This is a genomic window from Mycobacterium sp. UM_WGJ (genome assembly GCF_000455125.1).
Taxonomy (GTDB): Bacteria; Actinomycetota; Actinomycetes; order Mycobacteriales; family Mycobacteriaceae; genus Mycobacterium.
This window is the reverse complement of sequence record NZ_AUWR01000032.1, coordinates 39,652-64,463: the sequence shown is the minus strand read 5'-3', so window position 1 is coordinate 64,463 and position 24,812 is coordinate 39,652. Positions and strand designations below refer to the sequence as shown.

Annotated in this window: 25 protein-coding genes and 1 pseudogene; 5 read left to right on the top strand and 21 right to left on the bottom strand. The window is 65.8% G+C overall.

The window, feature by feature from the left end:
• Positions 1-3: 3 nt before the first annotated feature.
• The 6 genes from N416_RS0111475 to N416_RS0111450 are packed head-to-tail and all read right to left on the bottom strand — an operon-like array spanning position 4 to position 6,459.
• Complete coding sequence (locus N416_RS0111475; protein WP_024442250.1) at positions 4-1,467, bottom strand: MCE family protein; 1,464 nt, start codon at positions 1,465-1,467, stop codon at positions 4-6.
• Positions 1,464-2,546 carry an MCE family protein gene (locus N416_RS0111470; RefSeq protein ID WP_024442249.1) on the bottom strand — a complete coding sequence of 361 codons (1,083 nt, stop codon included), beginning with the start codon at positions 2,544-2,546 and terminating at the stop codon, positions 1,464-1,466. The genes N416_RS0111475 and N416_RS0111470 overlap by 4 nt, the downstream gene beginning before the upstream one ends.
• On the bottom strand, positions 2,546-3,580 hold the full coding sequence (locus tag N416_RS0111465) for an MCE family protein (protein ID WP_024442248.1): 1,035 nt from the start codon (positions 3,578-3,580) through the stop codon (positions 2,546-2,548). The genes N416_RS0111470 and N416_RS0111465 overlap by 1 nt, the downstream gene beginning before the upstream one ends.
• Positions 3,577-4,764 carry an MCE family protein gene (locus N416_RS0111460; protein WP_081654543.1) on the bottom strand — a complete coding sequence of 396 codons (1,188 nt, stop codon included), beginning with the start codon at positions 4,762-4,764 and terminating at the stop codon, positions 3,577-3,579. Before N416_RS0111460 ends, N416_RS0111465 begins: the two co-directional genes overlap by 4 nt.
• Before the next feature lie 21 nt (positions 4,765-4,785).
• The gene (locus tag N416_RS0111455; RefSeq protein WP_024442246.1) at positions 4,786-5,634 is read right to left on the bottom strand and encodes an ABC transporter permease; all 849 of its coding nucleotides are present in this window, start codon (positions 5,632-5,634) and stop codon (positions 4,786-4,788) included.
• A 12-nt stretch (positions 5,635-5,646) separates the two neighbouring features.
• Positions 5,647-6,459 carry an ABC transporter permease gene (locus N416_RS0111450; RefSeq protein WP_024442245.1) on the bottom strand — a complete coding sequence of 271 codons (813 nt, stop codon included), beginning with the start codon at positions 6,457-6,459 and terminating at the stop codon, positions 5,647-5,649.
• A 207-nt stretch (positions 6,460-6,666) separates the two neighbouring features.
• Between N416_RS0111450 and N416_RS0111445 the strand changes: the two genes are divergently transcribed.
• Both N416_RS0111445 and N416_RS22580 read left to right on the top strand, forming a co-directional pair.
• Positions 6,667-7,494: an SDR family NAD(P)-dependent oxidoreductase gene (locus N416_RS0111445; protein ID WP_024442244.1), complete on the top strand. Its 828-nt coding sequence runs from the start codon at positions 6,667-6,669 to the stop codon at positions 7,492-7,494.
• A 46-nt stretch (positions 7,495-7,540) separates the two neighbouring features.
• Positions 7,541-7,993, top strand: coding sequence for a hypothetical protein (locus tag N416_RS22580; protein WP_081654539.1), 453 nt, complete (start codon positions 7,541-7,543; stop codon positions 7,991-7,993).
• Here the strand turns inward: N416_RS22580 and N416_RS0111440 are convergent.
• Positions 7,979-8,887, bottom strand: coding sequence for an SDR family oxidoreductase (locus tag N416_RS0111440; RefSeq protein ID WP_024442243.1), 909 nt, complete (start codon positions 8,885-8,887; stop codon positions 7,979-7,981). The two genes, N416_RS22580 and N416_RS0111440, sit on opposite strands and share 15 nt — an antisense overlap.
• A gap of 60 nt (positions 8,888-8,947) precedes the next feature.
• Here N416_RS0111440 and N416_RS0111435 point away from each other — a divergent pair.
• A pseudogene (locus N416_RS0111435) lies at positions 8,948-9,205 on the top strand (NAD(P)-binding domain-containing protein); the annotation flags it as partial.
• 6 nt (positions 9,206-9,211) lie between these two features.
• On the opposite strand, the gene N416_RS0111430 reads toward N416_RS0111435, so the two are convergent.
• Together N416_RS0111430 and N416_RS0111425 are read right to left on the bottom strand one after the other, a co-directional pair.
• Entirely contained in the window at positions 9,212-10,033 is an 822-nt protein-coding gene (locus N416_RS0111430; RefSeq protein ID WP_024442241.1) for an SDR family oxidoreductase, read from the bottom strand.
• Positions 10,034-10,097: 64 nt separating this feature from the next.
• Positions 10,098-11,030 carry an enoyl-CoA hydratase gene (locus tag N416_RS0111425; protein ID WP_024442240.1) on the bottom strand — a complete coding sequence of 311 codons (933 nt, stop codon included), beginning with the start codon at positions 11,028-11,030 and terminating at the stop codon, positions 10,098-10,100.
• 99 nt (positions 11,031-11,129) lie between these two features.
• Between N416_RS0111425 and N416_RS23545 the strand changes: the two genes are divergently transcribed.
• Positions 11,130-11,303: a hypothetical protein gene (locus N416_RS23545; protein ID WP_164517933.1), complete on the top strand. Its 174-nt coding sequence runs from the start codon at positions 11,130-11,132 to the stop codon at positions 11,301-11,303.
• Positions 11,304-12,740 (top strand): trehalose-6-phosphate synthase, encoded by a 1,437-nt coding sequence (locus tag N416_RS0111415; protein ID WP_024442239.1) that lies wholly within the window; start codon positions 11,304-11,306, stop codon positions 12,738-12,740.
• A gap of 20 nt (positions 12,741-12,760) precedes the next feature.
• Here N416_RS0111415 and N416_RS0111410 read toward each other — a convergent pair whose 3' ends face one another.
• The 12 genes from N416_RS0111410 to N416_RS0111355 form a co-directional block, all read right to left on the bottom strand.
• Positions 12,761-13,300: a hypothetical protein gene (locus N416_RS0111410; protein ID WP_024442238.1), complete on the bottom strand. Its 540-nt coding sequence runs from the start codon at positions 13,298-13,300 to the stop codon at positions 12,761-12,763.
• A 17-nt stretch (positions 13,301-13,317) separates the two neighbouring features.
• Positions 13,318-13,806: a hypothetical protein gene (locus tag N416_RS0111405; protein WP_036457744.1), complete on the bottom strand. Its 489-nt coding sequence runs from the start codon at positions 13,804-13,806 to the stop codon at positions 13,318-13,320.
• On the bottom strand, positions 13,803-14,474 hold the full coding sequence (locus tag N416_RS0111400; RefSeq protein ID WP_024442236.1) for a hypothetical protein: 672 nt from the start codon (positions 14,472-14,474) through the stop codon (positions 13,803-13,805). Before N416_RS0111400 ends, N416_RS0111405 begins: the two co-directional genes overlap by 4 nt.
• Positions 14,471-16,168 (bottom strand): MCE family protein, encoded by a 1,698-nt coding sequence (locus tag N416_RS0111395; RefSeq protein WP_024442235.1) that lies wholly within the window; start codon positions 16,166-16,168, stop codon positions 14,471-14,473. The genes N416_RS0111400 and N416_RS0111395 overlap by 4 nt, the downstream gene beginning before the upstream one ends.
• Before the next feature lie 6 nt (positions 16,169-16,174).
• Positions 16,175-17,362 (bottom strand): MCE family protein, encoded by a 1,188-nt coding sequence (locus N416_RS0111390; RefSeq protein ID WP_036457728.1) that lies wholly within the window; start codon positions 17,360-17,362, stop codon positions 16,175-16,177.
• Positions 17,359-18,693 carry an MCE family protein gene (locus N416_RS0111385; protein ID WP_024442233.1) on the bottom strand — a complete coding sequence of 445 codons (1,335 nt, stop codon included), beginning with the start codon at positions 18,691-18,693 and terminating at the stop codon, positions 17,359-17,361. Before N416_RS0111385 ends, N416_RS0111390 begins: the two co-directional genes overlap by 4 nt.
• The gene (locus tag N416_RS0111380; protein ID WP_024442232.1) at positions 18,690-19,748 is read right to left on the bottom strand and encodes an MCE family protein; all 1,059 of its coding nucleotides are present in this window, start codon (positions 19,746-19,748) and stop codon (positions 18,690-18,692) included. Before N416_RS0111380 ends, N416_RS0111385 begins: the two co-directional genes overlap by 4 nt.
• Positions 19,735-20,772 carry an MCE family protein gene (locus N416_RS0111375; RefSeq protein WP_024442231.1) on the bottom strand — a complete coding sequence of 346 codons (1,038 nt, stop codon included), beginning with the start codon at positions 20,770-20,772 and terminating at the stop codon, positions 19,735-19,737. The genes N416_RS0111380 and N416_RS0111375 overlap by 14 nt, the downstream gene beginning before the upstream one ends.
• Positions 20,772-21,977 (bottom strand): MCE family protein, encoded by a 1,206-nt coding sequence (locus N416_RS0111370; RefSeq protein ID WP_024442230.1) that lies wholly within the window; start codon positions 21,975-21,977, stop codon positions 20,772-20,774. Before N416_RS0111370 ends, N416_RS0111375 begins: the two co-directional genes overlap by 1 nt.
• 7 nt (positions 21,978-21,984) lie before the next feature.
• Positions 21,985-22,827, bottom strand: a complete 843-nt coding sequence (locus N416_RS0111365) for an ABC transporter permease (protein ID WP_024442229.1) — start codon at positions 22,825-22,827, stop codon at positions 21,985-21,987.
• The gene (locus N416_RS0111360; protein WP_024442228.1) at positions 22,824-23,588 is read right to left on the bottom strand and encodes an ABC transporter permease; all 765 of its coding nucleotides are present in this window, start codon (positions 23,586-23,588) and stop codon (positions 22,824-22,826) included. The genes N416_RS0111365 and N416_RS0111360 overlap by 4 nt, the downstream gene beginning before the upstream one ends.
• A 238-nt stretch (positions 23,589-23,826) precedes the next feature.
• Entirely contained in the window at positions 23,827-24,735 is a 909-nt protein-coding gene (locus tag N416_RS0111355; RefSeq protein ID WP_024442227.1) for a 3-oxoacyl-ACP reductase, read from the bottom strand.
• Positions 24,736-24,812: the final 77 nt, after the last annotated feature.

The window sequence follows — 24,812 nt, the reverse complement described above, 5'->3', positions numbered from 1 at the left end:
TCGTCACGGCGCACCTCCCGGGGCTGACAGGCCGGCTCCTGCCGGCAACAGCAGCTCAGTCACATCCGATGCGGCCGGCACCGGTGGCGGCGGCACCCCGGGCGGAATGGGCGCACCCGGGTAGAGGGCCGGATGTCGATGCGCGGGCAGGCCGTCGGGGGCGTAGGCCCCCGGCTGATGCGCCGGGTCGGTCCACCCCGGTGGCGGGGGAACGTCGCCGGTACCGGTGTAGGCCGACACCGCCGGCGGAATCTCCTGCGGTCCGCGGTCGGTTCCCCCGCCGCCGGGCGCCAGCGCGGGATCGGAATAGATCACGTTCTTCGGAGCGGGCCCCAGGTAGGCGTTGAAGGGCAGCGGCAGATAGTTGAAGTTCATCAGGCGTAGTGCCGGCCCTAGGTATTGCGCGCACGCCTTACCCGACGCCTCGGCCGTGGCGTTTTCGACAGCCGCGATCGCCGAACAGATCGTCGCGACGGGATTCGCGAAATTGTTCATCGCAAAGGATCCCCGGGGACCACCGGTGTCCGGGTTGTAGATGTTATAGCCATTGACCAAAGCATTCGGCGCCGCGTGCAGCACGTTTTTGACCACCATGCTGTTGTCGGAGAGCACCTGCGTCACATTGGCCAGCCGCTCGATCTGTTCGACGGTCTGCTCGCGCGAGCCCGCGATGAATCGCTGGATCTTTGCGACGACGGCCGACAACTCGGTGATAGCCGAGTCCAAATCCGACCGGCTGCCGTCGATCACGCTCGTCACATCGGCGAGGCGATCCTGGAACTCGACGATCTGGGTATTGCTGTCACGCAGTGCGGCGACAAAGGTCTGGAGATTGGTGATCACCCCGACGATGTCGCCACTGCCCTTACCCAGCACCCGGCCGACGTCCGCCAGTTGCGTGATGGTCTGACGCAAATTGTCACCGTTGCCTGCCATGGCGTCAGCGGCGGTGTCGATGAAACGTCCCAGCGAGGTACCCGACACGCCGCTGGACGGACCCAGGTCAGAGGCGAGCCGGGTGAGCTGCTCTTTGATCTCGTCCCATTCGACCGGGACGGCGGTCCGGTCTTCGCCGATCTCGGCGCCGTCGGGCAGGGTGGCCCCACTGGCGGCCGGACTGGACTCATAGGCAGGCGTCAGCTGCACATAGCGAGCCGACACCAGGTTGGGCGCCACAATGATCGCCTTCGCTTCGGCGGGAACGAGCACGTTGCGGTCCACCGCGAGGACTACCCGGGCGCGAGTTCCCAACGGCTCGATGGATTTGATGGTGCCCACCCGCACGCCCACCACGCGGACGTCGTCACCGGGATAGATAGCCGTTGCCGATTTGAAGTAGACGACGATCGTCCTCGGACCCAGCAGCCTCTGATAGCCGACGAACACCACAGCAACGGCCAGCAGTAGCGCGATACCGCCGGCGATGAGCTTCTTTCCACGACTGTCGAGCAGTGTCCTGACACTCATCGTGATCCTCCGGGAATCCCGTTGTAGGGGAACGGGAATTCGGCGCGCGGCCCGGCGTTGTCAGGTGGCTGTCCGGCATTGACTCCGCGGCGGAATCCGAGTGCGTAGTCCAGGAACGGCTGGATCGCCGGCCCCGGGAGCAGATTGGACGCAAATCCGTTGTAGTAGAACCCGTTGTTGACGGCCTCGCCTTGCGTCAGCTGGTATTTGGCCAGGCCTTTGAGGGACTTCTCCAGATTGTCGCGGTTGCGTTCCAGCATCTGCGCGACCTTGTTGAGCTGCGTGAGCGTGGGCGTCAGTTCCTGCTCGTTGTCATCGACGAGACCGGAAAGCTGTTGTGCCACCGCGGACGTATTGGCAAGCAGATCGACGATCGCGTGGCGGCGGTCCTGCAACACAGCGAGCAGGTCGTCGGCATTGAGGATCAGCCGGTTCACCTGCTCGCTGCGTTCGGACAGGATTCCGGTGACACTGGCGGCGGACGCGAGCAAGCCGCTCAACGATTCGTTGCGGTTGTTCAGCGACTTCGACAATCGGCTCACCCCGTCGAAGGTGGGGGCCAGTTGAGGTGCCAGTCGCTCGATGGTCGCCGACAACGTGTCCAGAGATTGGTTGATGGTCGCGGTGTCGGTCGCCGCCGTGTTCGCGGTGAACTCCCCGAGCGCGTCGGTCAGCGAGTACGGCGACGCGGTGCGGGCCAAGGGGATGACGCCGCGCGCACCGATACTGCCGGGACCGCGCGGCTCGATGACCAAGACCCGCTCACCAAGGAGTGTTGCAATGCCGATGTGCGCTGTGGTGTCCACGCCGAGCCGGACCCGGCTGTCGACGGCGAAGCTGACCCGCGCCTTGCCGTGATCCAGGGCGACCCCGGAGACCGTGCCGACATTGACGCCCGACACCTTCACAGTGTTGCCCGCAGACAGCCCGCCGGCCTCGGCGAACAGTGCCTGATATCTGATCGAGGTCGCCATCGCCAAGAGCTGCTTGGGTTGCAGCCCGACCATGATGATCAGCACGACCAGTACGACGCCGACGAATCCCAAACGGAAAAGCGATGATTCACGGTACTTGAGCATTAGGGTTCTCCGCACCTTCCGGTGTTCTGGATTACCCACGGGAAGTGAGCGGTACGGCCCTGCAGATCGGTCACCCGAAGCGAGACACCGCAGATGTAGAGGTTGAGCCAACTGCCGTACGAGCCGAGGCGAACCAGCTTGCGGTAGTTCTGGGGAGTCTTCTGCATCAGCAAGTCGAGCCGGGCCAGGTCGGTTTCGTTCGCCACCAACGGGGCCAGTCGGGTCAGCTGATCAACCGTTCCCGACAGCGGCCGGCGGGCCTGGGTCAACAGTCCGGCCAACGACGCGGTCCCGTTGTCCAGTGCGGTGATTGCGCTGCCGATCGGGTCGCGGTCGGCGGCCAGACCGCTCACCAGGCGCTCGAGGCCATCGACCGCACCGGAGAACTGCCTTCCGTCCTTGGACAGCACCGCCAGCGTGTCGTCGAGATTCGCGATGAGCTGTTCCACGATGTGTCCGTTGTCGGCCAACGCATTTGTGAAAGAAGAAGTTCTGCTGAACAACGACTCCAGGTCACCGCCACCCTGGCCCTGGAGGATCTGGATCAACGAACTGGTCAGGGAGTTGACGTCGTCAGAGTTGAGGCCCTGAATGACGGGCTTGAGACCTCCGAGCAGCAGGTCGAGGTTCAGGGCCGGCTCGGTCCGGTCGAGGCCGAAGCGCGATCCCGCCGGCCGGATCTTGGTTGATCCGGGATCGTCGATGAGTTCCAGGTAGCGGTCGCCGACCAGGTTCAGGTAGCGCACGGCGACCTTGGTGCTCTCGGTCAGCCGCACGGTGTCGTCGGCGTCGAAGGCCACGAGAACGGTGTTGTCGGGTTGCAACGCGATCTTGCGTACGGTGCCGACGCGAATTCCGGCGACGCGCACCGAGTTTCCCACTTTGAGGCTGGAAGCGTCCTGGAAGACCGCCGAGTAGGCGTTGGTGGAACCCGACCGGTACTGGCTGAAGATCGCGAGAAGAACAGCGGTGAGCATGACCATGGTCACACCGAACGCACCGAACTTGACGGACGTCTTTCCGAGGCCGCTCATCCGGGCTGTCCGATCTGTCCGCCGTTTCGTGGTGGTCCGTCGATCGGCCCGTACAGCAACTGTTTGAGTCCGTCGGAGTTCAGCAGAATCCCCTCGTTGCCGTATTGCGCGGGGTTGGCGTTGACGTCGGTGATGACGAACGGTGGCTGCTTCTGGAAGCCGACCTTGGGAAGGTCGGTGCACTGGGGTCCGCCGGTGGCGGCGACCTTGGGCAGGTTCTGCGGATAGCGGTAGCGCTCTTGCCCGAAAACCACGGTCTGCAGGAGCAGACCGCCGGGCACCGGTGTGCCCGGCGCCTTGGCGAGCTCCACGGCACCGCCCAGCCCACAGGTCAGCGCCTCATGGTACTGGTTGGTGAGGTCGGTGGTCGGGCCGAGCAGGTGCATGACATCGGCGATCGCCTGCTGGTTGCCACCCACAACGTCATTGCCCGTGTCGGCCAGGCCGATCGCGCTGAGCAGCAGTGTGTCCAGGTTGTGCTGTTCGCCGACGAGCGTCTGGCTCATCCGGGTCGCTGCGCCGGCGGTGGCGGTCAGGTCAGGTGCCGCATCGGCATAGGCGTTGAACACGTCGGGCGCGACGGTGAGTTCGCGTCGCATTGCCGGCAGGCTCGGATCGGTTCGCGCCAGGAACCCCTCGAGGTCGCTCATCATCTGACCGATCCGCTCCCCCCGGCCGTCCAGGGCGGTGGCGAGCGCGCCCAGCGTCTCGTTGAGTTTGGTGGGTTCGATCTTCTGCAACACCGAGGACAGCCGCTCGAAGACCGAATTGACCTCGACCGTGACATGGTCGGCGTCGAGCACCTGGCCGGTCTGCAAGGAGCGTCCCGAGGGCTGGTCCGGCGGAACCAGATCGACGAACTTCGACCCGAACACCGTCGAAGAGGAGATGCCGACGCGCACGTTTGCCGGAATGACGTCCAGGTAGGACGGGTTCATAGCAAGATGCAGCGCGGCCCGGCCGTCGGGTAGCAATTCGATTGACTTCACCGAGCCAACCTGGGCCCCATGGAGTTTCACCTTCGCGCCGGTGTCCATGACCAGGCCGGCGCGCTGCGACAGCACGGTGACGGGCACCGTCCTGGTGAAGCTGCCCCGGAAGAATCCCAGCGCTACCGCGACGGTGGCCACGACCACCGAAACGGAAGCCAGCCCCAGCAGAATTCGTCGTGCCTTCGAAGTCATCGCCATCAGTGCTACGCCGCCCTAGCCCGACAGGTTGAAGTTGCCGTCGGAGCCGTAGACCGCCAGCGACACCAACAGGGTCACCGAGATCACGACGACCAGTGAGGTGCGCACGGCCGTGCCCACGGCCACCCCTACTCCCGAGGGCCCCCCGGAGGCGAAGTAACCGAAATAGGTGTGCACCAGCAGGACCGCGATAGCCATCAGGATCGCCTGCAGAAACGACCACAACAGATCCGTCGGATTGAGGAACGTGGCGAAGTAGTGGTTGTACAGGCCTGCCGATTGGCCGAACATCACCACGGTGGTCAGCTTGCTGGCGACGAAAGACAAGATCACGGCAATCGAATACAGCGGCGCGATCGCCACCATCCCGGCCGCAATGCGGGTGCTGACAAGGTATTCGACCGCACGGATGCCCATGGTCTCCAGTGCGTCGACCTCTTCGTTGATCCGCATGGCGCCCAACTGAGCCGTCACGCCGGCACCGAACGTGGCCGCCAGGCCGATTCCGGCCACCACCGGCGCCGATATCCGGACGTTGATGAACGCGGCCAGAAAGCCGGTCAGGGCTTCAATGCCGATGTCACCGAGCGAGCTGTAACCCTGAACCGCCAACGTTCCGCCGGCGGCCAGCGTGAGAAATCCGACGATGACGACGGTCCCGCCGATCATCGCCAATGTTCCTGCCCCCATGCTGATCTCGGCGATCAGGCGGATCACTTCACGACGGTAGGCCGACGCCGCGTGTGGAACTCCGCCCAGAGCACGCCCGTAGAACGCGGTGTGATCGCCGATCCGGCCGATGACCTCGACCGGTCTGTTCAGCTCACGCGTCAGCTGCGGGTGCAGCACTCGTAAACCAGCCATCGCCATGTCCGGCTAGTCCGAGGTCATCTGGATGCCGATGGCGGTCACCACCACGTTCACCACGAACAGCGCCATAAAGGCGTACACCACCGTCTCGTTGACGGCGTTCCCCACCGCTTTGGCCCCTCCTCCGCTGATGGTCAGCCCGCGATAGCAGGCGACCACTCCGGCGATCAGGCCGAACAGTGCCGCCTTCACGCACGAGATGATCACCTCCGGGACCCCGGTGAGCAGCGTGATCCCGGCAGCGAATGCCCCGGGGTTGACACCTTGAATGAAGATCGAGAACGTGTAGCCGCCGAGGATCCCGATGATGACCACCAGGCTGTTGAGTAGTAGGGCGACGATGCCCGAGGCCAGCATCCGCGGCGCCACCAGCCGCTGAACCGGGTTGATACCGAGCACCTCCATGGCATCGATCTCTTCACGGATGGTGCGTGAGCCCAGGTCCGCGCACATCGCCGTTGCCCCGGCTCCGGCCACTATCAACACGGTGACCATCGGTCCGACTTGAGTGACCGCGCCGAAGGCCGCCCCCGCTCCGGACAGGTCCGCGGCGCCGAGCTCGCGCAACAGGATGTTCAGCGTGAAGCTGACCAAAACGGTGAAAGGGATGGCGACCAGGACGGTGGGCATCAGTGACACCCGGGCCACAAACCAGGACTGCTCCAGTAGTTCTCGGCCTTGAAAGGGGCGCCGGAACAGGAACTTCACCGCGTCGGCAGACATGGCCAGCAGTCCGCCGACTGCCTGCATGGTTCCGGCCCCGCCTGTACCGAGCACCCGCAAGCCGGACGACCAGTGGTCCTGGGCACTGTTGACCATGTACCGCAAACCCTTCACTGGTGGTTCGACCGAACCCTGTCACCGGTCCGCCCGCTCGGCGGCCACAGACACGTTGACAGCCGAACGTGTCCGCCGACACTCGGCGTCCCATCTACCGGGAAGCCGCGCGGCGGCGGAGCGGATCGGACGGGAACGTAATCTGCTGTTCAGACGCATCACGGTCCACCACGGCGACGGGAGTTCCCTGTGTCACTGCCCACCGAGCCACCACCCGGCCTCTCGCGCTACCGGCACCGTCGAGTACTGATCACCGGGGCTGGGTCCGGCATCGGTCAGGCCTGCGTGCTGCGGATTCTCGCCGAAGGCGGCCAGGTGGCCGCCGCCGACATCAGTGCCGACGGATTGACCGACACCGTCGCCAAAGCCGGCCAGTTCGCAGACCGCCTGTCGACAGTGGTGATGGACATCGGTGACGAACAGTCGGTCCGCACCGGCGTGGCCCAAGCCGTCGAGTCGCTGGGCGGCCTCGACACGCTGGTCAACGCCGCCGGAATCCTTCGTTCGTCCCACTTGGCCCAGACCACCCTGGCCGACTTCGAAGAAGTGATTCGGATCAACCTCGTCGGCACTTTCCTGGTCACCCGCGAAGCCATCGCCGCGCTGCACGAAGGCAACCGGCCGGCGGTGGTCAACTTCAGCTCGACGTCCGCGCAGTTCGCTCACCCGTACATGGCCGCCTACGCCGCGTCCAAGGGCGGGGTGCTGTCGATGACACACGCCTGGGCCATGGAGTTCGCCAAAGCCGGCATCAGATTCAATTGCGTGCAACCCGGCTCGATTGCGTCGGGAATGACCGATGGATCGGGTGCGTCGCGTCAAAGCGTCGGGCCCGGCCTGCCTGAGGACGCCGATTTCACGCTGTTCGGGAAGGTCGCACCGATGCTCCCGCTCGATGGGGGCGCGATCTTCGCCCACCCCGACGCGGTCGCCAGCGTGGTGGCCATGTTGGGCAGCGACGACGCCTACTTCGTCACCGGTACCGAGGTCCGGATCGACGGCGGCGCCCATATGTAAGGGACGCCGCGCAGCGCCAGCCAGTGACAACCGACGGAGGACCAGAATGAAGGCCACAGGTCTGCTGTGCGCGCTCGCAGCGGTGGCAACAGCCGGGGCACTCGCTTGCCCCCCAGGCAATGCCGAACCGTTCTTCGCGAACTACCAACTCATCCTGCCCGACCGCTACGACTTCCACACCTGGGCTTGGGCGGTATCGCACTGCTTGCCGGCAGCGGATGACTGCGCCCACATCCAAGCGGTCCCGATGCCCGTGGCCAAAGCTTTCGAATACTCCGGCGACGCCCGCCTCGCCGATGGCCGATACACGCTGGCTGTCGACATTCCTGATGGATTGCGTTGCGGTAACGTCTATTACGGTCCCGTAATCCCCACACATGACGTGTACTCGTGGGACGCCGCGACACTGCAAGGCACCTTGACATCCTCGTTTGAGGTCGGCTGCAATGGAGCGCCCGGCGGAGTGCTGAGCTACCCGTTTACGTTAACTCGCCTCTGATGGACCCGGGACTGACGGCCGTTGCGTCTCGACCGGCTTGAGTTTCGACGTCCTCGCGAACGACCTCATCCGCAGCAGGTAGCGCGGTACCCGCGAGATGCCCAGACTGCGCGGCCAGTCGTCGGCGCGGAAGTAGGCGTCCGAGCCACCGTCAACGAATACCACACTGCCACAGAGGAAGTCGGCGGCTTCGGAAAGCATGAACAGCATCCAGTCTGCCAACTGGGCGGGATCCCCGTAGCCGCCGACCGGGACCGGGAAGCTGCGGACGGCCTTCTCCTGGGCCGGTGTGGCGAGCTGCTTTTCCAGCAACGGCGTCAGGATCGCTCCGGGTGCCAGCGCGTTGAGCCGGATACCTGCCCCTGCCCACGACGGCTGGACGGCGTTACGGCGTACCCAGTGCGATACCGCGATCTTCGACGCGGCGTACGCGAACGACGGCGCGACCGGGCCGAACAGACGCAACCGGCGCACCGTCTTGTTCGCTTTGCCGGCCAGCAGCGCATGTACCGCGGACCGCGGTACGGCCGGCACCGTGGTGGTCGAATTGCTGGCAACCACGACGACTTTGGCGATACCGGGCGCGGCGGCCAGCGCCGGTCGCCACGCCTGCAGCAGGTCGACCACCCCGAAGTAGTTGACCTGCAGGATCAGCGCCGTCGCCCGTGGAGTGGGGCCGACACCGGCGGCCAGCACCGCGCCGTCCAGGTGACCTCCACACAACGCCAGCACCTGCTCGGCGGCCGCCGCGCGCCCGCCGGGACCCGAGAGGTCCGCGACGACGTCGGCGTCGCGCAGGTCGACCCCGATCACGGTGTGACCGGCCGCCCGCAGCTTGTCCGCAGCCTGGCGGCCCATGCCGGATGCCGACCCGGTTACCGCGTAAACGCCCATGAGACGCCCTCCTCAACCGTTGCGTTCCGTCGTATAGGCATACCGGGCAAGGTGGACAGCATGCACATCGGATTCATCGGACTCGGGAACATGGGAAGCGGCATGGCCGCCAACCTACTCGCGGCGGGTCACACCGTGACCGCCTATAACCGGTCAGCGGTCAAGGTGGACGCCCTGGTTCAGCGCGGCGCCACCGCGGCACGCACAGTGGCCGACGTCTGCCGCGGCGACGTGGTGCAGACCATGCTTGCCGACGACGACGCCGTTGAGAGTGTCGCGCTCGGCCCGGGCGGGATCGTGGCGTCGTTACCGCCCGGCGGGCCGCTAACCTTCGACGACTCCCCGTAGCCCATCGGCCCCGAACGCCGGTTCCAACATCGACGAGAAGTCCGGGCCGCGGCGCAGCATCTGCCCGCCGTCGACGTTGATGACCTGACCGGTGATGTAGCCGGCCGCGTCACTGAGCAGGAACAGCGCCAGGTTGGCGACGTCCTCGACCTCGCCGGGCCGCGGCAGCGGCGTACAGATGCGGTAGTCCTCGCTGAGCTCGGGCGAGTCCAGGATCGGGGCGACCAGCTCGGTGCGGGTGAGGCCGGGACGGATGCTGTTGACCCGCACCCAGGAGGCACCCAGCTCGTCGGCGGCCAGCTGCATCATGTGGTCCAGCGCCGACTTGGTGGGGCCGTAGGCGCCGAACCAGCGGTGGGTGTTGCTGGCCGCGATCGAGGAGATCCCGACGAATGAGCCGCCGCCGCCGCGCACCAACGCCCGGCCGGCGTGCTTGAGCAAATACAAGGTGCCGTTGACGTTGAGGTCGACGGTGCGCCGCCACAACTCCGAGTCGATCTGGGTGATCGGCCCGATGGTCAGCGAGCCACCCGCGCAGTGCACCACGCCGTGCAGTCGGCCGTGTTTGGTCACGGCGGCATCGACGGCGGCGATCACGCTGTCCTCGTCGGTGACGTCGGTCGGCAGGTGGCGAACCCTCTCGCCGAGCTCGGCGGCCACATTCGCCAATCGATCGGCGTCTCGTCCGACGATCAGGACATCGGCGCCGGCGGCGGCCAGCGCGGCGGCCACGGCCTTGCCGATCCCGCTGCCGCCGCCGGTGACCAGGTAGCTGCGGTCTTCAAAGGAAAGCTGCACACCGACCCCTCACGTCGAAACTGAAACAGGTTCTACCTATCGAACCATGCCTCCGGCCCCCAGCTCAGGGTTGGTCGCGGCGGGCCACGGCGGTGGGCCCGGCGGTACGCCAGTCCTCGACGTCAGGGGGCAACCCCAGCGGGGCGCGGTTCTCGTTGTGGGCCGACCAGTGCGCGTGACCCAGCTGATGGATGTGGAAGCCGTGCCGCAGCGCCTCGGTGAAGCCCATCGCATCGGCGGCGCCGTTCACCGAATCCTTGATCAGCAGCGCGGCCATGGTGGGCAGTTTGGCGATGCGCCGGGCGAACTCCAGCGTCTTGTCCGCCAGCTCGTCGGTCGGAAACACCTTGGAGACCATGCCCAGCCGGTGCGCCTCGTCGGCGTCCAGCGAGTCCCCGGTCAGCAGCAGCTCCTTGGCCTTGCGGGGGCCGAATTCCCAGGGGTGGGCGTAGTACTCGACGCCGGGCATGCCCAGCCGCACCCCGACCACGTCGGAGAACCGGGCGTTGTCGGCGGCCACGATCAGGTCGCAGGCCCAGATCAACATCAGTCCGGCAGAGATGGCGTTGCCCTGCACCTGAGCGATGGTGATCTTGCGCAGGTCGCGCCACCGGCAGGTGTTCTGGAAGAAGAAGTGCCACTCCTGCAGATAGGTCTTCTCCACGACCGGCTCCCGGGTGGCGCCGTGGGATTGGAACGTCGGGTGCTGCGCCGGCCCGGGACGCCGCTCAAGCAGCGTGGCTTCGGACCCCAGGTCGTGACCGGCGGAGAAGTTCTTGCCGCGCGCGGCCAGAATCACCACCCGGACGGCGTCATCGGCCTCGGCGCGGCCGAATGCCTCGTCGAGCTGCACCAGCAGGGTGCGATTCTGCGCGTTGTGCACGTCGGGGCGGTTCAGCCAGATCCGGGCGATACGCCCGTCGTCGAGCGTTTCGTAGTCGACCAGGCGATCCGTATTGTCGCCGGCCTGCTGCGATGCGGTGTCCGATGTGACCATTGCCTCCGCCCTCGTCGTCTTCGCTTCACAGGCTACGGCGGCCGGCCTGAGCTGCCCGAGGCAGGTGTGACACAGCGCGCACTTCGCTAGAGTCGAGTCATGCCTGCTAAATCCGAACCCGCCGACATCGAGGACGTGGAACCGCTGGCCGACAGCACCGCGCGCCAGGCCCGGCGAGTGGTTGCCGCCTACGCCGAGGACGCCGACGAGTGTCGGGTGTTCCTGTCCATGCTGGGGATCGGGCCCGCAACACCCGACAAGAACGGAGCGTAGATGCCGGAGTCGGCGCCGCGGGGGGAGTCCGATTTCGTCGTCGTGGCCAACCGGCTGCCGATCGACATCGAGGTGCTCGCCGACGGTACGACGGCGTGGAAGCGCAGCCCCGGCGGATTGGTGACCGCGCTGGAGCCCCTGCTGCGTAAGCGCCGCGGCGCCTGGGTCGGCTGGCCCGGCAGCCTGGAGGCGCCCGACGGGCCGATCGACATCGAGGACCTGCGGCTGCATCCGGTTCCGCTGGACACCACCGATATCGCCGAGTACTACGAGGGCTTCTCCAACGCCACCCTGTGGCCGCTGTATCACGACGTGATCGTCAAACCGATCTACCACCGGCAGTGGTGGGACCGTTACGTCGACGTCAACCGTCGCTTCGCCGAGGCCACATCGCGCGCCGCCGCGCCTGGCGCCACGGTGTGGGTCCAGGACTATCAATTGCAGTTGGTGCCCAAGATGCTGCGCGATCTGCGGCCAGATCTGACTATCGGCTTCTTCCTGCACATCCCGTTCCCGCCGGTGGAGCTGTTCATGCAGCTGCCGTGGCGCGCCGAGATCGTCGACGGCCTGCTCGGCGCCGACCTGGTCGGTTTTCACCTGGCCGGCGGAGCCCAGAACTTCTTGTTCCTGGCCCGCAATCTGGCCGGCGCCGTCACCTCGCGAGGGTCGGTCGGGGTGCGCAGCCGGTTCGGTGAGGTGCGGCTGACCGACCGCACGGTCCGGGTGGGCGCCTTCCCCATCTCGATCGACTCCGGCGAACTCGACCGCAAGGCCAGGGAACGCGGGATCCGGCGGCGCGCCAAGGAGATTCGGGCCGAGCTGGGTCATCCGCGCAAGGTTCTGCTCGGCGTGGACCGCCTGGATTACACCAAGGGCATCGACGTCCGGCTCAAGGCGTTCAACGAGCTGCTGGCTGAGGGACGGGCCAAGCGCGACGACACCGTGCTGGTGCAGCTGGCGACGCCGAGCCGCGAGCGGGTGGAGAGCTACCAGATCCTGCGCGACGACATCGAACGCCAAGTCGGGCATATCAACGGCGAGTACAGCGAGGTCGGCCACCCGGTGGTGCACTACCTGCACCGCCCGGTCCCCCGCGACGAACTGATCGCATTCTTCGTGGCCAGCGACGTCATGCTGGTGACCCCGCTGCGCGACGGGATGAATTTGGTCGCCAAGGAATACGTGGCCTGCCGCAGCGACCTGGGCGGCGCCTTGGTCCTCAGCGAATTCACCGGCGCTGCAGCAGAATTACGCCAGGCCTACCTGGTCAACCCGCACGACCTCGAGTGCGTCAAGGATGTTATCGAGGCCGCGGTCAACCAGACTCCTGAAGAAGGGCGCCGGCGGATGCGGGCGCTGCGCCGTCAGGTGCTGGCCCACGACGTAGACCGTTGGGCCCGCTCCTTCCTTGGTGCACTCGCCGACTCCGCGGAGTAATGCCCAACGGCCGGTGACACTCAGCTGCACAGGTGGATTGGGTTGTCCTGGCAATTCAGCGGATAGTGGATGACCGGGACCGGCAGCGGCGATACGAAGGTCAGCGTGAACGGCCGCTTCTCCAACCCGGGCTGCAGCCCGCACACCGCGTTGTGGGAGGTGGTGTAAGTGCCGTTGAGGGACAGATCGAACTGATACATCTCCTCGCTGCCGGCAGTGCCGCCGTTCGAGCACCTGGTGCCCGCCAGCAACGGGGTCTTGTAGGTCCACCGACCGTTGGCCAACCGGTATGCCCCAGCCTGTCCCGGAGGCCCGTTACTTTCGACCTGCAGTTTGCAGCCCACCGCCGTGTGCAGCGGAACCCGGCCGTCACCCACCGTCGGCACGCACAGCGGGTAGATCTTCCAGGTCGCCGTCTTGACACCGTCGTTGTAGGTGTAGACGCCCTCGATCGTTCCTTCCGGTATCGCGTCGTCATCGGCGCCGGCCTGGACCGCCAGGCCGGTGGCCGCCGTCATCGCCGCAGCCAAGATGGCCAGCCCACGAACGAGTTTCCCCATGGCGCTCATCCTTTCAGCTAGATCGGCGCGATATTGCTGATCAGCCACTTGCGGTCGATCTTGCGGAAATCAACCCGCAGGCGGCTGCCCTCGTAGTACTTCTCCTTGGACTTGCCCGTCACGGTGCGGTTGACGAACACCAGCACCGAGCCCGACGTCCGGCGGGCAGCCATGGCGCCGACGCCGACGACGTCGACCTGGTTCACCAACTGCTTCTCGCGGGCCTGCGGAATGATCTCGTTCATGGCGCGGGCCTCGAACTCGCGGCGATAGTCCCCGGTGAACAGCGGGTAGGTCTCGGTCAGGCTGCGCTCCACCGTCTTGTACTCATAGCCCAAGACCTTGGGGATCTCATCGGCGGTCAGCCTGACCAACTCCGAGCGTGTCGTCTGCTCACCACGCGCCTCGACTCGGCTCCAATACAGCGATCCCGCCGCAGCTCCCAGACCCACGAACCCACCGAGAACTCCCACGAGGACGGCCAGCCACATCCACCGCCGTGTCATCCGCTGCCCCCCGGCCACTTCAGGTCGTATGCGGTCATATCGCCGTTGCCGTCTTCATGCACGATGACCCGCAACGCGTAGGGCTGCGAGGGCTTATTGACTCCGTCCGCATCAGTGGCGGTAGCGCGTATCGCCACCAGCACCGACGCGTTGCCGGCGACGTTGTCGATGCCCTCCAATGCCTTGCCATTGATGACGGCCTCAGAGCTGTGCTTGGTCTCTCGCAGCAAGGCCTTGAGATTTTCGGAGTTGGCCGCCATCGTGTCGCGCAGTGGACCGCTGGTGCCGGCCACGAAGCGATCCACCTGCTCGTTGATGGTGTCGGGCGTATAGGTGTACATATTCAGCACCGTCTGCACCGCCGTGTCGACGAATCGCTGATCGCGCTGGTGTGCTGCATCGGCATGCCGGTGTTGCACGCCGAGTACGGCGACCATCCCGCCCAACAAGACCCACGCCGCCAGTCCAACCACACCCGCCAGTTGCGCTGTCTTGCCGGCGTTGGGCTGCCGCCGCGGCGGTGGTCCGGCCGGCCGGACCGCCCGTACCGCAGCGCGGCTGGGTGGCGGAATCCGTACCGCGGTCGGCGTCGTCTCACCGGCCTCCCCCGCTGGTCCCGCAGCCCGCGAGGCCCGGCGCCGGACCTTCGCGTCGTCGGGTCCGCTCACGTCTGCCTCGGCGCGAGCATCAGATCAGCCCAGTTCTCCGCGGGCAGCCACTTGTCTGAGCCGGAGACGAACACGCCACTGTTGCCGACCGGATCCACGAACTTGCCGGACCGGTCGTAGGTGCTGTAGGCGACACCGTTGGCCTCGGCAGGCAGCGGCCCCGGAGCCGGACCGGCAGCCGGTCCCGGCGCGGGGTCACGTCCGTAGGCGGGCAGGCCCCCGTTGCCGCCAGGGCTGGTCGGCATGTTCTGGTCCGGCGGCGCGTAGTACGGCCACGGCGCCGGCGGGTTGGGGCCGAGCTCGTTCGGCGGGTACGGCAGCGGGAACGGCGGGTTGGGTGCCGGTCCCGGTCCCGCAGGCACCCCCGGCGGCAGCGCCACGACCGGAGGGCCCGGGTCGTAGTCCGCAGACGGCGGGATGTACGGGAATTTATTCATCGGATTCAGCATCCGCGGGTCGGTGATCGGGGTGTCATACGGGACTGGCGGGCCGCGCCAGGCGTTGCTGCCGATCGGGACAAAGCCCTGCGGATCGCGGCAGAGCTGGATGGTGGGCGCCCGCTTGCCCGGGTATTCCATGCACGGGTAGTTGCGTGCGCCGCGCACCGCGGTCGGATCATTCTGCGCGGCCTTGCAGTACAGCCCCTTGGGCAGATCACGGACCGTCTCGTCGGCCGGCGTGCGCATCTCGGTGAACGGCAGGAAGCCGACCGTGCACGGAGGCGGGTCATGCATGTCGATCTTGAAGTCCAGCTTGGCGCCCTCGTCCATCGGCGTGCCGCCGGCGACGGTGATCAGCGCGGCCATCAGCGCGGGAAACACCACCAGCGCCTGCTCGATGGAGTTGCGGTAGATGACCCCGACGCGGCCGAAGTTCGCGATGCTGGCAGCCAGCGTCGGAAAGGATGCCCGGATCCCCTCGAAGGTGGTGTTGACCTCGTCGGTGACGCTGGGCAGGGTCTGCAGCACCTCACGCAGCTGCGGGTCGGCTTTGCGCACCTCGGTGGTGACCGCCGCCAATGACCGGGACAGCTTCTTGATGTCGTCCCCGCTGCGGATCTGAGCATCCAAGAAGGGCTCTACCTGGTCGATCAGTGTCGACGTCGCGTCGTAGTTGGCATTGGCCTCATCGATCAGCTGCCGCGATGACGAGATCATCCGGGCCAACTCCTGGCCAGACCCGTTGAATCCTTCGAAGGCGCTGCGCAGCAGATCACGCAGGCGGCTGTTGCCGATGCTGTTTACCAGCGACTGTGCCTCGTCAAGCATTCCGGCGATGTCCTGGCCGATCGCGGTACGGTCCTGACCGATGCGCGCGCCGTTGCGCAGCACGCCCGCGGCCGGATCTCCCGACGGTGGCACCAGATCGATGAACTGTTCGCCGATCGCGGACATGCTCTTGACCGTGGCGGTCACATTGCCGGGGATCTTGGTGGAGCTGTTGAGGCGCATCGCGGCGTCGACACCGTTGTCACCGAGCCGGACCGACTCCACCCGGCCCACGGTCACGCCGCGGTAGGTGACATTGGCGCTCTTATAGATGCCGCCGCCACCGATGAAGTCGGCCGTCACCGTGTAGGTGCCGATGCCCAGCCGGCTCGGCGCGTGCAGATAGAAGATCGAGATCGCACCGACGGCCAGCACTGTGACCACGGCGAAGATCCCGAGTTGGATTCGAACGAGGCGGGTCAGCATCGCAGGTCATTCCTCATAGTGGGCAGCCGTGCCGGGCGGGATCTTGAACGGGTCGGCCGCCTGCCCGGACAGGTTGGCCATCTCGCCGATCAAGAAATCGGGTGGGTTGAGGATGTCGTGCATGTGCGGCATGTTCGGGTCGAAACCGCCGGTGGTGAACACCGTCTCGCCGAACCGCCGCAGGGTCATGTCGAAGATGACGTAGACGTTGAGGAAGTCGCCGCGCACCGCGTTACGCAGATACATCGACGGGAATGGGAACGTCGGGATGAATGGGAATGCCGTCACCAATTCGTTGGCATTGTCGGCGAACGCCTTCACGATCGGGTACAGGTCCTTGACGTCGGCCGCGAAGTCTTCCTTGGCCTCGCTCATGATTCGCGATCCGACCACGGCCAGCCGCTGCAGCGCACCGAACGCATCGACGATGTTGCTGCGGTTGTCATTGAGCACCTGCAACGCCGCGGGCATGGTGTCGAGCGCACGAGCCAGGCTGGGGGCGCTGCGAGCCACCGTCGCCCCGACCCGATTCAGGCCCTCGGCGGCCGCGATGATGTCGCGTGCCTGGTGGTCCAGCGACGCGGTGAGTTCGGCCAGTCGCGGCACCAGCTCGGCGAAGGTGCCGGCTCGACCGGCCACCGCGGCGTAGGCCTCTTCGGTGATGTCCTGCACCGCACCGAGATTGCCCTGGTTGACCACCACGCCCAGCGACGACAGCACCTCTTCGGTGCTGGGGTAGCGCCCGGTCCGGCTCAGCGGTATCTCGTCCCCGGGGGCGAGGTGGCCCACCGGCGGCTGGTCTGTCGGCTCGGCCAGCTCGATGTGCTGGGAACCCAACAGTGACGTCTGCGCGACCTTGGCGATGGCGTTGGACGGCAGCTGAACGTCGCCGTCCAAGGACAGCTTCACGGCGGCGTAGAAACTGCCGTCGGGCTGCTGCACGGCCCGGATACCCGAGACGCTTCCGACCGTGACGTCGTCGACCATCACCGGCGAGTTCTGCGGCAGCGTGGTCACGTCCGGCAGTTGCACTGTGACGGTGTATGAGCCCTTTCCGTGGCCCGCGGTTCCCGGCATGTTCAGTGAGTTCAGCCCACCGAACTGACAACCCGACAGCACCAACATTCCGGCACCGAGCAAGGCACTTCGCCGCCCGCCGCGCCGCAACGCACCGGCAAGAGACTTCACGCTCATCCGCCCTCCCGTGGTGCACCGGCCCCGGGCTGAGCCGGCCCGGTCGGGCCTGGCGGGGTACCCAGTTGCCCCGGCAGCGGCGGCGGCATGAACAGCGCGGCGACGTCATCGGTGCTCGGCGGCGTGACACCCGGTGCGGGCAACCATTTTAGGTACGGAAGCGGCGTCTGCGCTTTCGCCTCGGTGGCCGGAGTGTCGTAGATGATCTGACCCTTGTATGCGGTGATCGAGTTGATCGGGTGGAACAGGAACGGGACGAAGTTCATCGCCCAGCGGCGCATGACCGGCCCCATCCGCTCTTTACAGATCTCGGCCCGCTTGAAGTTGTCCGGGACCGAGCCGACATCGAAAACACCGCCACAGATGAACTGGACCGGGTTGGCAAAGTCCGGCAGCGACAGCAGGCCGGCCAGCGAGCCCTGGGCCGGGTTGTAGATGTTGTAGAAGTTGACTAGGCCGTGGGGCGTGATGTGCAAAACCTGCTCGAAGTTGTCACTCTGATCCGAGAGTGTCTTGGCGAACTGCGACAGCTTGTCGACCTGCGCGATCAACGCGTCGTTGTTGTTGTGCAGGAAGCCGCGAACGTCGCGCAACGCCTGGCTGAGGGTGCCCAGTGTGACGTCCAGGTCGACCGAACTCTCGGCCAGCACCCCGGACACCGCTGCGACGTGGTCGGTGAACTGCACGATCTGCTCGTTGCTGCCCGATAGTGCCTCGATCAGGACCTGCAGGTTCTTGACGGTGCCGAAGAGGTCGGTGCGCGAGTCACCGAGACGTCCGGTGGTGGTGGACAGTTCCCGCAGTGCGTTGCGGAACGAGTCGCCGTTGCCGTCGAAGGTGTCCGCGGCCTGGTTGACGAACGTACTCAGCGCGCCGTTGAGCTTGCCCTGCTCGGGGCCCAACTGAGCGCTGAGCTGAGTCAGCTCCTGCTTGACCTCGTCCCACTCGACCGGGACCGCGGTGCGATCTTCACCCAGTACGGCCCCGTCGGCGAGCTTTTCACCCTCGGTGTAGGCCGGGGCCAGTTGAACGACTCGTGCCGAGACGATATTCGGCGCCATCAGCAACGCATGAACATCGGCCGGCAACGGCACATCCTTGTTCACCGACATGGTGATCTTGACGTTCTCGGCACGCGGCTCGATGGACTCAATACGGCCGACCGGGACTCCGACCACCCGGACGTCATCGCCCGGGTAGAGGCCCACCGCGGAGGCGAAGTAGCCGGTGATGCGGTAGCTGCGCTGCGCGGGCAGCACCACGTAGGCCGCGGCGGCCAGAAGTACGGCCAGTACCCCGGCGAGGACGATCCGTGAAGTTCGGCGTGTCATGGTGACTTCGGCCTTATGACAGTGCGGTCGGAGATCATGCCGCGCAGGTAATCGGCCAGGCTGTCGGGCAGCTTGCCGGGCTGGAAGAACATGTCGAGCAACACCTCCGACATGGTGGGCGGCGGCAGGCCGTACAGGTTGATCTGGAAGCCCGGGCCCGAGGACACCACCTCGCCGAGGGTGGTGGCGTATCCGGGCAAGCGGTCCAACGCTCCGACTATCCGGTCCTCGCGCTCGATCAAGTTGTCCAGCACCAGATTGAGCTTCTTGAGGGTCGGACCGATCTCCTTTTCGTTATCGGTCACGAAACCGGAAAGCTGTTGCGATACATCATCGATACCACCAATTAGGGCGCCGAGGGCCTGGCGGCGCTCGTCCAGCGCCGCGAACAGCTGGTTGCCGTCGAGCACCAGCTGGTTGACCTGGCCGGCACGCTGATTGAGCACGCCGGTCACCACCTTGGCGTGCGACAACAATTGCCCCAAGGCCTCGTCACGGCGGTTGATGCTGCGCGACAGCGCGGCCACCCCATCCAGCGCCCCACGCAGCTGCGGCGTTGCCTCGCGCATGGAGTCGGTGAGTACCTGGAGTGCCTCTTCGAAGCGCGGCTTGTCCAGATCGCGCACATTGCCGCCGAGGTCCTGCAGGGCGTTGTTGAGCGTGTAGGGAGCACGGGTGCGTTCGAGCGGAATCGCGGTAACGGAGCCGGCACCGGCGGGGGTGACCGACAGCGCCTTCTCGCCCAGCACGGTGTCAGTACGGATGGCGGCCAATGACTGATCCCCCACCCGGACCTTGCGGTCCACAGTGAAGTCCACCTTGGCGCTGGCCCCGGCCAGCGACACCGACTTGACCTTGCCCACTCGGATGCCAGACACCGTCACGTCATTGCCGGCGATGATGCCGCCGGCATCGGCGAAGTAGGCGTGATAGTTCTTGCCCTGCGGCCAGAACGGCAGGCTGGTGTAGCCGAAGGACACCATCACCAGGAACGTCACCAGTGCGATGCCCAGAAGACCCGTGCGAACCGGGTTTACGCCGTCACTCTTTGACAGGAGAGCACCTCCCCTTGCTGGTGTCGTTCTGGCCGCCCATGGGCAGGATGATGTCACTGCCCGCGGGGCCGTTGAACTTCATCGCGACGGTGCAGTAGTTGATGTTGAAGAACGAGCCGTAGGCGCCCAACGCGTTCAGGCGCAGGTAGTTCTCCTCCAACGGGTCGATGACGTCGTTAAGCTCTTGCTTGCGCTTGTCCAGCACGGTGGCCAGTGGCCGCGCGTTCTCGAGCACGCCCTGCAGCGGCCGTCGAGTGCGGCGCAGGGTATCGGTCAGGTCGTTCTCGACCGAGGCCAGCGGTCCGATGGCGCCCGCGATCGCGTCCTTGCCCTGGGCCAGCCCGCTGATCAGCTGCTGAAGGCGGTCGACGGTGGCATCGAACTGTTCGCTCTTGTCGTCGACGGTGGCCAGCACGGTGTTCAGATTGTTGATCACGTCGCCGATCAGCTGGTCACGGGAGGCCAGCGTGGTGGTAAACGAACTGGTGTTTGCCAGCATCTGGGTCAGGGCGCCACCCTGACCCTGCAGCAGCTCGATGAGCGCATTGCTGATCTCGTTGATCTTTCCGCCGTCCAGGCCCTTGAGCAGCGGGCGCATCCCGCCCAGCAGGGCGTCCAGGTCCAGTGCCGGCTGGGTGTGGTCCCGGGCGATGGTGCCCCCCGGTGGCAGCTTGCCCATATCGCCGGCGCCCGAGGCGATCTCGAGATACCGGTCACCGACCAGGTTCTCGTAGCGGATCAGGGCGCGGGTCGAATCGTAGAGCTGGTAGCGCTTGTCCAGATCGAAGGTGACCCGGACGTGGTTGTCCGGAGTCAACTCAACCCGCTTGACCGTGCCCACCGGTATGCCGGCGATCCGCACGTCCTGGCCGCCCTTGAGCCGGGACGCGGTGGCGAAGTCAGCATGGTAGGTGTTGTTCGAGGTGAATCGGAACTCGCCGAACACCAGCACCAGGCCGACGGAGACCAGCAGCATGGCCAGGGAGAAGATCGCGACTTTGATCAGAGTGCTGCGCGGCGACATCAGTATTCATCCCGTTCCGCGAATGCCCCGTTGAAGAGGAACTGCGCTGTGGAGGGGGCGTCGAACTGGACCTCGGTGTTGGGCTGGAACGGGATATAGGCGCTGTCGGTCACCAGGAACGGCGACCGGAACCAGGAACCCCCGTACTGCTTGCTAGGCAGATCAGGCAATCCGCGGCAGTTGGGTCCGCCGGTCGCGTTGGCCACCGGCAGGCTCTCCGGGTAGGTGTAGGCCGGTGCGCCCGGGATGAAGCTGGACTGCACATACAGGGCCGGCTTGGTACCACCCAGCGACGGGCCGAAACGCTCCAATGCTTTTTGGATGCCCTTGAGGAGGCACCCGAACTCCGGGGAGTATTCGGCCAGCAGGCTGCTCATGGCACGGAACCGCTGCACACCGGCGATGAAATCGTCGGCGGCCGGGGAAAAGGTGTCATAACCGTTGTTGGCCAGTCCGGTCGTCGCCAGCAGCGCCTTGTTCAGGTTCTCCCGCTGGTCGACCAGGGTTTTGCTGATCGCCGGGAGGTTGTCGAAGGTGGTGGCCAGGTCCGGGGCGGCGTCACCATAGATGTCACCGACGACGGCGGTCTTGGCGAAGCCCGACTGCAGCTGGGGCAGCTTCGGATTGAGCTTTCCGAGGTAGCTGTTCAGCCCGGACAGCAGCCCGCCCAGATTGTCGCCGTTGCCACGCAGACCCTCGGCCAGCGCGCTGACGGAGCCGTTGAGCTGCACCGGGTCGATCTTGTCCAGCACATCGGTCAACTTCTGGAACAGCGTGTTGACCTCGAGCTGCACCTCGGATGCCGGCACGTTCGCGCCGTTACGCAGCGTCGCGCCGGACGGCACCGGCGGCGGAATGAACTCCACCGACTTGGCCCCGAAGATGGTGTTGCCGGCAATGTGCACTGCGGCGTTGGACGGGATCTGATGCATGGCGGAGCTGTCGATGGCCAGGAACAGCTTGGCCTGGTCGCCCTGGTACTTGATCGACTTGACCTTGCCGACCTGGATACCGCGGTATTTGACCTTGGCGTCCTGCTCCATCACCAGGCCGGCGCGCGGCGAGGTAACGGTGACCTTGTCGGTAGAGCTGAACACCGACACGTAGGACAGGTAGGTGAACACGGTGGCGGCAAGCAGAATCCCGCCGAGGATTGCCGCAGCAATCCTCACCTGGGTACGCCTCGATCCCGTTTGCACCTGCATTCCCTTGCTAGCCCGAGAGGTTGAAGTTGCCGGACCCGCCGTACACGGCAAGTGAAACGAACAGCGTAATGACGACGACCACAACCAGTGACGTGCGGACGGCCTGACCGACCGCGATACCCACCCCGACCGGGCCACCGGCCGCGTTGAAGCCGTAGTTGGTGTGCACCAACATCACCGCGACCGACATGATGATGGCCTGCAGGAATGACCACAGCAGATCGGTGGGGATCAGGAAGGTGTCGAAGTAGTGGTCATAGAGGCCTGGCGACTGCGCGTTGATGAACACCGTGGTGGACCGCGCGGCGAAGAACGCGGCCAGCACCGATAGCGAATACAGCGGGATGATCGCGATCAGGCCGGCCACCAAGCGAGTGGACACCAGATACGACACCGCATGGACCGCCATCGATTCGACAGCGTCGATCTCTTCGGCAACCCGCATGGCGCCCAGCTGGGCAGTGGTGCCGGCCCCGATGGTGGCAGCCAGTGCGATACCGGCCACCACGGGGGCGACGATCCGCACGTTCAGGAACGCGGACAAGAAGCCGGTCAACGCCTCGATACCGATATTGCCCAGCGAGGAGAAGCCCTGGACCGCGATCACGCCACCGGAGGCCAGGGTGAGGAAGGTGGCCACCCCGACCGTGCCGCCGATGATGGCCAGCGCGCCGGTTCCCATGGTGATCTCGGCGATCAGCCGGACCGTCTCCTTGCGGTACTTGGTCAGCGCGTTGGGGACGTAACGGACCGATTCGGCGTAGAACAGCGCCTGCTCGCCGAAGGTGTCGACGGCCTTGGGCACCCCGCGGAACAACCGCCGAAACCGCAATGTGGCGTCGTAACTCATTTGACCAGCACCCGCACGCTGATGGCGGTCATGACGACATTGATGACAAACAGACAGATAAAGGCGTAGACCACCGTCTCATTGACCGCGTTGCCTACGCCCTGGGGTCCGCCCTTGGCGGTCAGCCCGCGATAACACCCGATCAGACCTGCTGCGGTGCCGAAGAGCAGCGCCTTGATCTCGGCCATCACCAGTTCACCGAGCCCGGTCAGCACGGTGAGGCCGTTGATGAAGGCGCCGGGGTTGACGCCCTGCAGGAAGACGGAGAACACGTAACCCCCGACCAGGCCGATCGCGCACACCAGGCCGTTGAGCATCAGTGCCACGAAGGTCGACGCCAGAGCCCGGGGCACCACCAGCCGCTGAATCGGGTCGATACCGAGCACCCGCATCGCGTCGATCTCTTCGCGGATAGTTCGTGCGCCCAGGTCGGCACAGATGGCGGTGGCCCCCGCACCGGCCACCACGAGCACGGTGACCACGGGCCCCAGCTGCGTGATGGTGCCGAACGCGGTCCCGGCGCCGGACAGGTCAGCGGCGCCGATCTCGCGCAGCAGGATGTTGAGGGTGAAAGCCACCAACACGGTGAACGGGATAGCGACCAGCAGGGTTGGCACCAGCGAAACGCGGGCGATCATCCAGGTCTGGTCGAGGAACTCGCGGTACTGGAACGGCCGGCGAAACATGCCCCGAAACGTCTCTATCGACATCTCGACGAAACCGCCCACGGCCCGAGCCGGGACCGCGAGCTGATCGATCAAGGCAGGTCCTTCCCTCAGGTCGGGCTTCCTGGGCATCGGCGGTTGCAAAACTGTATCCGGCAACATCGTGCGGTGGCGTCATTCGTGCAATTCAGGCGCCGCCCCCGTGAGCCGGATCATATTAACTAGAACACGTTCTCAGTGTCAAAGGACATGTTTTGGCAGATAACATGAGTTATTTTCGCTGGTCACGGCGTATTGTGACCCACGCCTCGCTGTAACGCGTTCTAATTTTGTTCTAATCGCCGGACATCAGTTCGGACGCGGAGAAAGTCCGGGCCGGATCCCGGCCGGCGAAGTAATTGGCCAGCGTGTCCGATAGGCCGGCCGGATCCCACGCCTGCCCGTCGGCGCTGAACTTGCGTTCCACCGCCGGCGCGGCCATCAGGGTTACCTCAGGTCCGTAGACCACAAAGACCTGACCGCTGACCGCGGCCGAGGCCGGCGATGCCAGAAACCGGACCAGGGTCACCACATGCTCGGGCGACAGCGGGTCGATCTCGCCTTCCCCCACCTTGGCCTCGCCGAACACATCGGCCGTCATCGCGGTACGGGCCCGCGGGCAGATCGCGTTGGCGGTGACGCCGTAGCGACCCAGTGCCCGGCTCGCCGAGAGCGTCAGCGCGGTGATGCCCGCCTTGGCCGCGCCATAGTTGGCCTGGCCGACCGGGCCCATCAGGCCGGCCTCCGAGGAGGTGTTGACGATGCGGCCGTAGATGCCCGCGTCGGACTCCTTGGATTTCTGCCGCCAGTAGGCCGCCGCGTTGCGGGTCAGCAGGAAATGTCCCCGCAGATGCACGGCGATCACGGCGTCGAAGTCGTCGTCGGACATGTTGAACAGCATCCGGTCGCGAGTGATCCCGGCGTTGTTGACGACGATGTTCAGCCCGCCCAGGCCGTCGGCGGTGCTGACGAGTTCGTCGGCGGTGGACCGCTGACTGATGTCACCGGCCACCGGCACACCCTTGCCGCCGGCCGCGGCGATCTCGTCGATGACGTCGGAGGACTCCAGCGCCGGCGCGATGTCGTTGACGACCACCGTGGCCCCGGAGCGGGCCAACCCGATCGCCTCGGCTCGGCCCAGGCCGGCGGCCGCGCCGGTCACCACCGCGACCTTGCCGGTCAGGTCGATCGTGTTGTCAGTCATGTACGCCACTCCTCTTCATCGCTGGCGCTCCGCATCGTCGCCGGCGGTTATGAATACCTCTAGTCGTCGCCCGGGGG